This is a genomic window from Streptomyces wuyuanensis (genome assembly GCF_900103455.1).
Classification (GTDB): Bacteria; Actinomycetota; Actinomycetes; order Streptomycetales; family Streptomycetaceae; genus Streptomyces; species Streptomyces wuyuanensis.
The window spans coordinates 30,328-42,438 of record NZ_FNHI01000020.1; the positions used below are offsets into that span (position 1 = coordinate 30,328).

Below are 12,111 nucleotides of genomic sequence, written 5' to 3' on the forward strand. Positions count from 1 at the left end.
TTCTGGAGACTTTCATGCGTTCTCGTGTGTGGTGCGGTACGGCGGTCGCGGTGCTCGGCCTCCTCGCGACGGGTTGCGGTGGCGGGAAGGGCACCGGGGACAAGGGGTCGGAGAAGTCCGCGACCCGGGGCGGCCACCCCGTGACCGTCACCGACTGCACGGGCGCCGAGACGACCTTCGCCGCCGCTCCGGAGAAGATAGTCACCAGCAACGCCTCCGGCCTGGAGCTGCTGCTGCGCCTGGGAGCGGGCGACAAGGTGATCGGCACCGGGTTCCCGCCCGGAAGGGGCACGCTCCCCGGCGAACTGGACGCCCAGGCGCAGAAGGTCGAGGTCCTCGCCCGGACGGTCATCCCGAAGGAGAAGCTCCTCGGCTCCGGGGCGGACCTGTACGTCGACACCTTCGGCTCCATGGCCGGCATGGGCGGCGGCATGGGTGACGCTCCCACCGAGGAGGAGTTCAAGGCCGCCGGGATCGATCACGTCCACCTCAAGTCCACCGCGTGTGCGGCGATGGCCGAGAGCCCGGCGACGGACCTGACCGCGGTCGAGAACGACATCACCTCCCTCGGAGCCGTCACGGGCACGAGCGCGAAGGCGAAGGAACTCGTCGCGGGTATGAAGGCGAAGGTGGACGGAGTCCGGAAGGCGATCGGAGGGACCGCCGAGAACGCGCGGCCCACCTACTTCTTCTTCGACTACGACGCGGGCACCAGGCAGCCGGTCGCCGTGTGCAACCGCCAGGTCGCCAACGCGGTGATCACCCTCGCGGGCGCCCGCAACGTGTTCGCGGACTGCGACGGCGACTTCAAGCAGGTGAGCTGGGAGGAGGTGGTGTCCGAGAACCCGGACTGGATCCAGCTCGGGGTGCGCAACCGGGGCAGCGAGGCGGCGAACGACAAGGCGTTCGACGAGGCGCGGAAGTGGCTCGAGGGGAACGCCGCCACCAAGGGCCTGAAGGCCGTGAAGGAGGGCAGGTTCCTGCGCATCGGCTCCGAGCGCACCACGATCGCGGGGGTGGAGAACGCCACCGTGGTCGCGGAGATCGCCAGGACGATCCACCCGGACAAGGTCAAGTGACCGTGCCGGTCACGCCGACCGCGACCCGCCGCGGAGTGAAGGAGTCCGCGGGCGAGACGCGGACCGTGCCCGCCGGGTTGCTCGCGGTGGTCCTCGGCGCGGCCCTGCTCGCCGCCCTGACCGCTGCGGTCTCCTGGGGCTCCACGTCCATCCCGCCCGGCGAGGTGTGGGGTGTCGTGGGCCGACGGCTGGCCGGTGAGGCGCCGCGGCCCGGCACGGACGACCTGATCGTCTGGCAGCTGCGGGTACCCCGGGCCCTGCTCGCCGCGCTCGTCGGCGCCGGACTCGGCCTGGTCGGCACGGCGGTGCAGGCGCTGGTACGCAACCCGCTGGCCGACCCGTACCTGCTGGGGATCTCCAACGGGGCCTCGCTGGGCGCCGTCGCCGCGATCGTGCTCGGCCTCGGAGCGGGCGGTGCGCTGGGACTGGGGCTGTCCGCAGCCGCCTTCGTCGGTGCCCTGGCCACCTTCGCCCTGGTGTGGACGGTCGCCCGGCGCGGCGGCGGGTTCGCCCCGCTGCGGCTGGTCCTGGCCGGTGTGGCCATCGGGCAGTTCCTCTCCGGATTCACCAGCTACCTGGTGCTGCAGACCGGGGACGAACAGCAGACGCACAGCGTGCTGTTCTGGCTCATGGGGAGTCTGAGCGGGGCGAGCTGGCCGATGCTGGCCGTGCCCGCCGCCGCCGTGCCCGCGGCGCTGCTGTGGCTGCATGCGCGCGCCCGCGGGCTCAACGCCCTGCTGATGGGCGACGAGACCGCGGCCGGACTCGGCGTCGACGTCACCCGGCTCCGGCGCGAACTGTTCACGGTGACCAGTGTGCTGACCGGAGTGCTCGTCGCCGTCTCCGGCGCGATCGCGTTCGTGGCCCTGATGGTTCCGCACGCCTGCCGGCTGGTCGTCGGCGGGGACCACCGCCGGCTGCTCCCGGTCTCGGCGCTGTTCGGCGCGCTGCTGATGGTGGTCGTGGACATCGTGTGCCGGACGGCGATGGACACGCAGGAGCTGCCCGTGGGCGTGGTCACCTCGCTGATCGGGGCTCCGGCCCTGCTGTACCTGCTGGACCGACGCCTGGGGAGCGGCAGTTGAGGATCGACATCGAGGATCTGCATGTCGCGTACGCGGGCCGTACGGTCGTGTCGGGGGCCCGTCTGATCGCGGCCGAGGGGGAGATCACCGGACTCGTCGGCCCCAACGGCAGCGGCAAGTCCACCCTCCTGCGCACCGTCTACCGGCATCTGCGCCCCGTCGCGGGCCGTGTCCTGCTGGCCGGCGGCGACATCCGCGAGCTGTCTCCGGCCCGCTCGGCCCGCCACGTGGCGGCGCTGCCGCAGGAGCGGGGCGGCGACTTCGAGCTGACGGTACGGGAGGTGGTGGCCATGGGGCGGACCCCGTACAAGCGGGCGTTCGCCGGGGACAACGCCACCGACCGGGACGTCGTCGCCCGCGCACTGACGGACGTCGGCATGGCGGAGGCGGCCGGAAGGCACTTCACGGCACTGTCCGGCGGCGAACGCCAACGGGTCCTGTTGGCAAGGGCGTTCGCCCAGGAGCCCGACGTGCTCGTGCTGGACGAGCCGACCAACCACCTGGACGTCCGGCACCAGGTGGAACTGCTCGCCCTCCTCCGGGCACAGCGCCGCACCACCCTGGTGTCACTGCACGACCTCAATGCCGCCACTTCCGTGTGCGACCGGCTGCACGTCCTGCACTCCGGGACCGTCGTCGCCTCGGGACCGCCTCGTGAGGTGATCACCCCGGAGCTGATGGCGGACGTGTTCGGAGTCCGGGCGGCCGTGGTCGACCACCCACTCACCGGTGACCCCCTCATCGCCTTCGACCACAGGGCTCCCGCCGGCCGCCCCGCGGCACCCGCGCTGGAGGCAGGCACCGCCGGATGAAGGCGGAGGAGGGGCAGGACGTCCGCCGTCCTGCCCCTCCCGTGCCGCCAGGTCAGGGGGTCACGCCGGCACCGGGTCGCCGACCCCGTAGCCGGCCTCGACGATCGCGGCGCGGAGCCGCTGGTCGTCGAGGTCCGTGCCGCGCACGGTGACGGTGTTCGCCGCGAGGTCGACCACGACCTCGCTCACACCGGCCACTTCCCGGATCTCGTCCGTGATGCTCGCCACGCAGTGCCCGCAGCTCATGCCGGTGACGTTGTAGTGCTTCTGGGTCATGGGGCCACTCCTCGGTGCCGGGGTGAACGCTCTCACCGGCGTACGGATGCACGGGGGAGGACGTTCGGCGCCGCGACGAGAGAGGCCCTCGTGCGGCTCAAGCCCACCACCCGTGTTCAGGGGTCACACCAGTCGTCGGCCCAGGGTGCCCGTGAGTTCCCGCTGCCGGGTGGGACATGGGCCGTTCGGGTGCCTCGGCGCGACACCGCGCGTCCGCGCACGGTTCCCGCGATCGGCCGGGAACTCATCCCGCGGTGGCGCCGACATGTGGGACGAGGCCGCCGTCCGGCGGCCGTTGCACAGCGGAAGGGCGGAAAGGTGACGCACCACGGCGGGGGCTCGGCCGAGCCCGGACACATAGCCGACGGCGGCGACCACTGGCTCCTGGTGGGGGTGGCGGGGCTGCTGTCCTTCGTGGCCATGCTCGACATGAACATCGTCAACGTGGCGCTGGCGGAGATCTCCCGGGAGCTGGACGTGTCGGCCGCCACGGCCCAGTGGGTCGTGCTGGGCTACCAGCTGCCGGTCGTGGCGCTGCTGCTCCCCGCCGGCAGGTGGCTCGACGGCGCGGGGCCGCGCTCCGCGGTGCTGGCCGCGACCACCGGCTTCGCCCTGTGCAGCGCCCTGGCCGCGGCGGCGCCGTGGGCCGGTCTGCTCGTCACGGCCCGGCTGGCCCAGGGCGCCTTCGGGGCGGTGCTGTTCGTGCTGATGCCCGTCCTCGTCCTGGGTGCGGTACGGCCGCAGATGCGCGGCCGGGCGATGAGCGTGCCGGCGACCCTCGGTCCGCTCGGCGCGGTGACCGGCCCCGCGGTCGGCGGACTGCTGCTGGACGGCCCGGGCTGGCGTGCCGTCTTCCTCGTCAAGATCCCCTTCTGCCTCCTGGCGCTGGCCGTCGCACGGCGGGCGATGCCCCGCGACCGCGGACTGCGCCTGCCCCGTGCGAGAGCGCTCCTGGACGCGTCGCTCGTCGCCACGGGCGTATCGGTGCTGCTCGTGGCGCTGACCCTGGCTGCGGGCCACTCCGCGTGGCTGGCCCTCGCCCTCGCCGCCGTACCCCCGCTGTGGCTGTGGCTGCGCGGAGCGGGCGGCCGGCCCGTGACCGGGGTGCTGCGGGTGCCCGGACTGCCGGGTGCGCACGGGGCGGTGCTGGCGCTGGCGACCGGCTTCGCCGCCATGCACTACGTCATCGCCCTCCACCTGCAGAGCGACAACGGGTTCAGCGCCACCGCCACCGGCCTGACCGTGCTCGCCTTTCCCCTCGGCATGGGGCTGGCCGGGCCGCTCGGCGGACGCCTCGCCGACCGGTACGGCGCAAGACCGGTCGCGGTCGCCGGAGCCGTCGTCACCTCCTGCGGCCTGCTCCTCGCGGTCCCGGTCGACGGAGGGTGGTCACCGGGCGACGTGGCCTGGCGACTGGCGCTCGCCGGGCTCGGCATGGGACTGGGCGGCGGCCCCACACAGGCCCTGGTGATGGGGGCGGTGCCACCGGACCGCGCCGCCACCGTCGGCTCGACGGTGCAGCTCGCCCGAAGCCTCGGCTTCACCCTCGGGCCCGCCCTCGCCACCGCCGCCTGGGGCCTCGCCGGATCGGTCCAGGGCGCCCGGGCCGGCCTGGGACTGGCCGCCGCGGCCGCCTGCCTCTCCGTACCACTGCTCCTTCTGCCCGCACGCAGCAGCGCCGACGCGACGGCGACGACGAACGCGGCCACCGCCGCCCCGAACTGACCGAGGAGACCGCCCGTGTGCGGAATCACCGGCTGGGTGTCCTTCCACAGAGACGCCCGCGGCCAAGCACCCGTGATCGAGGCCATGACGGCCACCCTCATCCCGCGCGGGCCCGACGCGGGTGGCGTCTGGCTGGGCGAGCACGCGGCCGTCGGACACCGCCGCCTCGCCGTCGTCGACCCGGCCGGCGGAGTCCAGCCGATGACGGACCGTCCCGACGAGCCGGCCGTCGTCCTCACGTACAGCGGGGAGGTCTACAACCACCACGCGCTGCGCGCCGAACTGAGGAACCTCGGCCACGCCTTCCGCACCCGCAGCGACACCGAGGTGGTGCTGCGGGCCTACCGGCAGTGGGGCGAGGACGTCGCGGAGCACCTGGAGGGGATGTTCGCCTTCGCGGTCTGGGACGAGCGGGCGCAGCGCCTGCTCCTCGTCCGCGACCGCCTCGGTGTGAAGCCGCTGTTCTGGGCCGCCGTCGAGGGCGGGCTGGCCTTCGCCTCGGAGCCCAAGGCCCTGTTCGCCCACCCCGAGATCCACCCCCGCGTCGACGCTGACGGACTGCGGGAGGCGTACGGCCTGCTCTTCAACACCGGGCCCACGGTGTGGTCCGGTGTGCGTGAGGTCGAGCCCGGCGGCGTCCTCGTCCTGGACCGCGGCGGCATCCGCGAACGCCGCTACTGGCAGCTGGAGGCCCGGCCCCACGACGACGACCGGGACACCACCGTCGACCGTGTCCGCGAGCTCGTCGCCACCGCGGCGCACAGTCAGCTGGAGGCGGACGTCCCGGTGTGCAGCCTGCTGTCCGGCGGCCTCGACTCCACCGTGCTGACCGCGCTGCTCGCCGGTGAACTGCGCCTGCGGGAAGGCCCGGACGCCCGCATCCGCTCCTACGCGGTGGACTACAGCGACCAGGCCGAGGAGTTCACCGGCGACGTCCTGCGAACGGGACACGACACCCCGTTCGCCGCCGAGGCCGGGGCGTACATCGGCACGGACCACAGCACCGTCGTCCTCGACCCGCGCTCCCTGCTCGACCCCGGGCACCGCAGGGCCGTCGTCGTGGCACGGGACTCGCCGATCGGCGTCGGCGACATGGACACCTCGCTCCACCTGCTGTTCGGGCGGATCCGGCAGCACTCGACCGTCGCGCTGTCCGGCGAGGCGGCGGACGAGGTGTTCGGCGGCTATCCCTGGTTCCACAACCCCGAAGCCCTGGCCGCCTCGACCTTCCCCTGGCTGCTCGTCACCGGAGACGAGGCCGCGATGCCGCTCAACCCCGAACTCGACCTGCGCATCGGCGAGTTCCGTGACGACACGTACGCCGACGCCCTGGCCGCCGTGCCGCACGCCGACGGCGAGACCGCGACCGAGCACCGGCAGCGCGAGATGCAGCACGTGTCCCTGACCCGCTGGCTGCGCCAGCTCCTCCACCGCAAGGACCGCCTCAGCATGGCGCAGGGCCTCGAGGTCCGCGTCCCCTACTGCGACCACCGCCTCGTCGAGTACGCCTTCAACACGACGTGGGGACTGAAGAGTTTCGACGGCCGGGAGAAGAGCCTGCTGCGCGCCACGGGAGCCGGCCTCGCCCCGGACTCGGTGCTGTACCGGCCCAAGAACCACTACCCGGCCACCCACCACCCCGACTACAACCGCGGGTTGCAGGAGATGGCCCGGGACGCGCTTTCCGTCCCGCAGGTCCGCTCTCTGGCGGACGAATCCGTCATCAAGGCCTCCCTCGGCACCCCGCCCGAACGGCTGGAGTGGGGCCACCGCCTCCGCCTCGAACGCGTCGTCGACCTCGCCCTGTGGCTGGACCACCACCGGCCCGAACTCGCCCTCTGAGGAGCGCATCATGACCCTGCACGACACGCCTCCCGCCGTGGACGACGCCGGAGTCCTCCCCGACCCGGTGCCGCTGACGGGCTGCCCGTACAAGAGCGATCCGTACCCGCTCTACGAGCGGATGCGCGAGGCCGGACCGGTCCACCGGGTGGTCTTCCCCAGCGGGGTGAACGCCTGGCTCGTCACCGGTTACGAGGCCGCCCACGGCGCCCTGAACGACGACCGCCTCGGCAAGGACCACGACCGGGGCAACGACCGCTGGCGGGCCCGCGCTTCGATCATGCCCGAGCCCCAGCACTCCCAGCTCCAGGTGCACCTGCTCCACCAGGACCCGCCCAAGCACACCCGCATGCGCCGCTTCGTGACCGACGCCTTCACCCCGCGCCGCATCGACGGCCTGCTGCCGCGCTTCCGGGAACTCGCCGACGCCCTCGTCGACGCACTGCCCGAAACCGGCCCCGCCGACCTGGTGTCCGGCTTCGCCGCCCGCTTCCCCTTCCAGGTGCTCGCTGAGGTCGTCGGCCTGCCCGCCGAACTCGCCGCCCGCTTCGACCGCGACTGGGGCAAGGTCGTCCAGCCCGTCGGCCCCACCGACCCGGGCCGGCCCGCCTACGAGGCCCGCCTGCACGGCCTCCAGAGCTATATCGCCGAGGTGGTCGCCCACAAGCGCGAGCACTCGGACGACGACCTGCTCAGCCGGCTCGTCGTCGCCCGTGACCGAGGAGAGCTGTCCCGGGAAGAACTGGACTCCATGATCTTCCAGCTCCTCGTCGCCGGCCAGGAGCCCGTGACCAACCAGATCACCACCGCGCTCATCGCCCTCCTCCGCCACCCGGACGAGCTCGAGCGGCTGCGTGACGACCCCGGTCTGCTGCCCCGAGCGGTGGAGGAACTCCTGCGCTACGACAGCGCCTTCGAACTGACCACCTGGCGCTTCTTCGCCGAGGACAGCGATCTGCACGGCACCGAGATCCCGGCCGGGGACTCCGTGATCGTCTCCCTGTGCGCCGCCAACCGCGACCCCCGTCGCTTCGAGAGGCCCGACGAACTCGACCTGGAACGCAGCCCGAACCCGCACCTCGCCTTCGGGCACGGCATCCACTTCTGCCCCGGCGCCGCACTCGCCCGCGCCGAACTGCGCATCGCGCTCGGCACCCTCCTGGCCCGGCTGCCCGGCCTGCACCTCGCCGTCCCCGACCATGACATCCAGTGGATCCCGGCCGTTCTCGGCCGCGGTACCAACCATCTGCCCGCCGGCTACGACCGGCGCGTCTGACTCCCGACGACACCGGCAGGGCCCGGCCGGGCATGCGGGCCGGCCGGCCCGGTTCGCCACGGAACCGATCCGTTCCGGCCGAACGGCCGCGCCGCCCGCCTGCCACGGCTGCCCGCCGAGGTCCGAGGCGCGCACCGAGGCGCCGCCCAGCCCGCCGAGGTGCCGAGGCGCCATGCCGTCATGCCCGCACACACCCCCACGGAGGCCCCCCATGCCGCTGACGACAGCAACCGACGCCCGTACCACCGAAGCCGTCAGCACCGCGGTCCTGAACCTGCTCCTGCCCCACCACCGCACCACCGGCGACCGGTCCGCGCCGGCCGGGGCCTTCCCCCACCAGCTCCGCCAGATCGGGGGGTACGTGCGCCGGAACCAACCCGTCGTCTTCACCCTGCCCGGCTTCCCCTGCAAGTCCCCGAACCCGGCCAAGGTCCTCGGCCATCTCCCCGACCAGGGCGAACGTCTCTCCCTCGCCTTCCTCGACTCGCTGTGCGCCGGCATCGGGGAGATCCACGCCCCTGGAGCCCGTGTCGTCATCTGCTCCGACGGACATGTCTTCGGCGACCTCGTCCGGGTTCCCGACGAGCACGTGGACGCCTACTCGGACGCACTGAGCCGGCTGATCTCCGAACTCCGCCTGGACCACCTGTCCGTCTTCGACCTCAGGGACGTCCTCGGCGACCTGCCGCACCCGGCGAAACGCGCCTGGGTCCAGGACCGTTACGCCCCCGGCCTCGACACACTGCACAGCGAGGTCCGTACCGACGAGCGCACCCTCGCGCTCTACCGCGGCATCACCCGCTTCCTCCTCGACGACACCGCCGACTTCACCGGCACCCGCTCCGCCCTCCAGCGCGAGTGCCGGCGCCGCGCCTACGACGTCATCCAGCGCAGCCGCGCCTGGGGCGCTCTCGTCGCCGAGCACCACCCGCGGTCGGTGCGCCTCTCCATCCACCCCCAGCCCGCCGGCGCGCCGAAGTTCGGCATCCGCCTCCTCGACGCCCCCGACGCGTGGACCACCCCGTGGCATTCGACGGCCCTGCGAAGAGCGGACGGCACCTGGAGACTCCTGCCACGGGCGGAGGCCGCCGGGCTCGGACGGCTGGTCACCCGCGACGGCAGACCGAGCCACTTCGAGCAGGGGCCCGGAGGACCGGTCTGACCGGCCGAACGGGCCTCTCGGTGGTCGGCCGCCGGGTTCGACGCGGCGAGTGCGGCCGGGGACGCCGACGCGAGTGCCGTCCTTTGGGCGGTCACTCGTCGGCGAGCATCCGGGTGCGCAGCTTGGCGAGGGTGCCGGCCAGCAGCCGGGAGACGTGCATCTGGGAGATCCCGAGCTCGGCACCTATCCGGGCCTGTGTCATCTCGCCGCCGAACCGGAGTTCCAGGATGGTCCGTTCGCGGTCGTCGAGCTCGGCCATGTGGGGCACCAGGGCACGGATGTCCTCGACGAGCTGCATCCCGGGGTCGTCGACGCCGATCCGGTCCGGGTGGGAGCGGCCGCCGGCAAGGGCCGCGGGCTCGTCGTCGCCCTCGGTGCCCGGGGTGTCCAGCGAGCCCGCCGTGTACCCGGCCGCTGCCACCATGCCTTCGACGACCTCGTCCTTCGTGCGCCCGAGGTGTTCGGCGAGGTCCTCGACGCTGGGGTCGCGGTCGAGTACCGAGACGAGGTGCTCCCGTGCCCTGGCGAGTTCGACGCGCAGCTCCTGGAGGCGGCGCGGCACGTGCACGGCCCAGGAGGTGTCGCGGAAGTGCCTCATGATCTCGCCCTGGACGTACGGGATGGCGAAGGAGGTGAAGGCGACCTCGCGGCTGAGGTCGAACCGGTCGATGGCCTTGATCAGCCCGACGGTCCCGACCTGGACGATGTCCTCCATCTCCCCGCCGCCGCGGTTGCGGAACCGGTTGGCCACGAACCTGACCAGGGAGAGGTTCATCTCGATGAGGGTGTTGCGGACGTACTGGTGCTCCCGCGTGCCCTCTTCCAGTTCGACCAGCCGGTCGAAGAAGACGGCGGTGAGCTCCCGGGCGTCGCCGGGGGACACCTGCGTGGCGCGGCCAACGGCAGGAAGGCCGGCGATACCGGCGCTCCGGTCAGCGGGAACGCGGCCGGTTCGGACAGGTCCTCGGTGACGGTGGGTGGTGTGCTCGGGCATGAGAAAGTGCTCCTCCCCTGACTGACCGGGCCGATACGCGTCATCGGCCACGCGAACCTCCTGGCCCCGATCATCGTGTCCCGCGGGGCACGGAGGCGTCAGCCTGCACAGCGAACCCTTTGTGGGCCGGTCAAGCCAGGTTGCGAACGAACGTCGCTTTCTCCTGCGGTGCGCGCGTGTCCTCGGCCGTCGGGGGTAGACGAGCGGATTCCGCGCGAACGGCCGCTGCACCGCCGGCTCTTCGGCAGGCGCTGTCTCCCGTGCCCGCCTCCCCGTGACCGGCGTTCGTCGCGGCGGTGCCGATCACAGCAGGGCTCGGTGACGCCTGACGTAGAACCAGGTGGTCGGCGTCCCCGGGGCGGACTCCAGCAGCCGCACCGGGCGGGCCGGCGCCACCGACATGCACACGGGGGGCTCACGCTCCGCCGTCCTCGGTCCCCGTGGCGCCGGCGGGAGTCGCCGTGGGCTCGGGAATGCGCACGGCGAGGAGCGCCACGTCGTCCGTGGGGGTGGGGGCGAGGCCGGTGAGGAGTTCGTCGCAGAAGCTGTCCGGGGTGTGACGTGCCAGGGCCGCGGCGTGCTGCCGCAGGCGGGTGAGGCCGTGGTCGATGGACTCTCTTCGTCGCTCGACGAGTCCATCGGTGTACAGCAGGAGGGTGGAATGCGCGGGAAGGGGTTCGGAGGCACTCGTGCGAGGCTGTTCCGGGTCCACTCCGAGCAGCATGCCCCGTGCGTCCTGGAGATAGCGGGTGTCGCCGTCACGGGTCACGAGCAGGGGCGGGAGATGACCGGCCGAGGAGTGGTTCAGCTGCCACGGGCCGCCTTCGGGCCCCTGGATGAGTGCGTAGAGGCAGGTGGCGGTGAACTCCGGGTACAGGGTGTGCAAGGCGAGGTCGAGTCGCCGCAGGATCGCGCCCGGCGGTTCCTGGCGGTCGCAGGCGATGCCCCGCAGCATGTTGCGCAGTTGACTCATCTCGACCGTGGACTGCAGGTCGTGCCCGGCCACGTCGCCGATGATCACCGCGGTGTCGCCGTCGGGCAGCACGAAGCTGTCGTACCAGTCCCCGCCGACCTGTGCGGTCGCCTGCGAGGGGGCGTAGCGCGCGGCCATCCGCAGGGGCCCCGCGCCGGGGAGCGCCGGCAGGAGGGAACGCTGGAGCCGCTCGGCGATGTGCTCGGTCTGGCGGTGCAGCCGGGCGTTGTCGATGGCGAGTCCCACCCGGTGCGAGAGGTCCTCCACGAGCATCAGGTCGTCGTCGCTCAGCGCGGGCCGGGAACCCCAGCGGGCGATCGTGAGCGCCCCGAGAACCTCTCGGCGGGCCCGCAGCGGAGCGATGACCGCGCTGCGGACGTCCAGCTGCTCGAAGATCCGCGCCTGACCGAGGTCCCAGCCGTGCATCCGCTCGCGGGGACGGATCTCCGCCGCGGCGAGGACGAACGGCCCCGCGCCCTGCAGCACCCTGGCCAGCGGACCGGTGGCGTCCGGTGGCGGCTTGGGAAGCGGAGCCTCCGTCTCCTCGCCCTGCAGGAGGACCGGCCCCCTGTGCGTCGCGCACACCCTGCCGATCTCGTCCCGCTCGGTCAGCACGTCGATCGCGCACCAGTCACCCATGCGCTGCGCCAGCATCCGGCATACGCGCCGCAGCCCCTCCCGGGCGTCGACGGTGGCGGCCAGCGCCGAGTTGACGTCGGCCAGCAGGGTGAGCCGGTCCAGCGCCTGCTGGAGCGCCGCGTCCACGTCGTACTCGTCCATCTGCTGTACCTTCCACCAACGCCGGGTGTTGTCACGGACCCGCTGAAGCACATCCGGCGGGGGCGGGACACGGCTTCGAGGGGGACTCCCGCTGTCCGGCAGGGCGG

10 protein-coding genes are annotated in these 12,111 nt (G+C 72.9%); 7 read left to right on the forward strand and 3 right to left on the reverse strand.

The window, feature by feature from the left end; genetic code table 11:
• Nucleotides 1–14 precede the first annotated feature (14 nt).
• Genes BLT82_RS26005 through BLT82_RS26015 form a run of 3 tightly spaced genes read left to right on the forward strand, consistent with a single transcriptional unit; the run spans nt 15 to nt 2,976 of the window.
• Nucleotides 15–1,079 carry an ABC transporter substrate-binding protein gene (locus tag BLT82_RS26005; protein WP_208868038.1) on the forward strand — a complete coding sequence of 355 codons (1,065 nt, stop codon included), beginning with the start codon at nt 15–17 and terminating at the stop codon, nt 1,077–1,079.
• 35 nt (nt 1,080–1,114) lie between these two features.
• Nucleotides 1,115–2,164 (forward strand): FecCD family ABC transporter permease, encoded by a 1,050-nt coding sequence (locus BLT82_RS26010; RefSeq protein ID WP_208868041.1) that lies wholly within the window; start codon nt 1,115–1,117, stop codon nt 2,162–2,164.
• Nucleotides 2,161–2,976, forward strand: coding sequence for an ABC transporter ATP-binding protein (locus BLT82_RS26015; protein WP_093659024.1), 816 nt, complete (start codon nt 2,161–2,163; stop codon nt 2,974–2,976). The genes BLT82_RS26010 and BLT82_RS26015 overlap by 4 nt, the downstream gene beginning before the upstream one ends.
• Nucleotides 2,977–3,036: 60 nt before the next feature.
• Here the strand turns inward: BLT82_RS26015 and BLT82_RS26020 are convergent, their stop codons facing one another.
• The gene (locus tag BLT82_RS26020) at nt 3,037–3,252 is read right to left on the reverse strand and encodes a heavy-metal-associated domain-containing protein (RefSeq protein ID WP_093659026.1); all 216 of its coding nucleotides are present in this window, start codon (nt 3,250–3,252) and stop codon (nt 3,037–3,039) included.
• A gap of 318 nt (nt 3,253–3,570) precedes the next feature.
• Between BLT82_RS26020 and BLT82_RS26025 the strand changes: the two genes are divergently transcribed.
• The 4 genes from BLT82_RS26025 to BLT82_RS26040 all read left to right on the forward strand — a co-directional run bounded on the left by BLT82_RS26025 (nt 3,571) and on the right by BLT82_RS26040 (nt 9,257).
• The gene (locus BLT82_RS26025; RefSeq protein ID WP_244529613.1) at nt 3,571–4,977 is read left to right on the forward strand and encodes an MFS transporter; all 1,407 of its coding nucleotides are present in this window, start codon (nt 3,571–3,573) and stop codon (nt 4,975–4,977) included.
• A 15-nt stretch (nt 4,978–4,992) separates the two neighbouring features.
• A complete protein-coding gene (gene asnB, locus BLT82_RS26030; RefSeq protein WP_093659028.1) occupies nt 4,993–6,819 on the forward strand; it encodes an asparagine synthase (glutamine-hydrolyzing) in 1,827 nt (608 codons plus the stop codon).
• Between the two features lie 10 nt (nt 6,820–6,829).
• Nucleotides 6,830–8,095: a cytochrome P450 family protein gene (locus tag BLT82_RS26035; protein ID WP_093659030.1), complete on the forward strand. Its 1,266-nt coding sequence runs from the start codon at nt 6,830–6,832 to the stop codon at nt 8,093–8,095.
• A 211-nt stretch (nt 8,096–8,306) separates the two neighbouring features.
• Complete coding sequence (locus tag BLT82_RS26040) at nt 8,307–9,257, forward strand: L-tyrosine/L-tryptophan isonitrile synthase family protein (RefSeq protein WP_093659032.1); 951 nt, start codon at nt 8,307–8,309, stop codon at nt 9,255–9,257.
• Nucleotides 9,258–9,348: 91 nt separating this feature from the next.
• Here BLT82_RS26040 and BLT82_RS26045 read toward each other — a convergent pair whose 3' ends face one another.
• Both BLT82_RS26045 and BLT82_RS26050 read right to left on the reverse strand, forming a co-directional pair.
• Nucleotides 9,349–10,251 (reverse strand): SigB/SigF/SigG family RNA polymerase sigma factor, encoded by a 903-nt coding sequence (locus BLT82_RS26045; RefSeq protein WP_093659034.1) that lies wholly within the window; start codon nt 10,249–10,251, stop codon nt 9,349–9,351.
• A 415-nt stretch (nt 10,252–10,666) separates the two neighbouring features.
• A complete protein-coding gene (locus BLT82_RS26050) occupies nt 10,667–12,004 on the reverse strand; it encodes a PP2C family protein-serine/threonine phosphatase (protein ID WP_093659036.1) in 1,338 nt (445 codons plus the stop codon).
• Nucleotides 12,005–12,111: the final 107 nt, after the last annotated feature.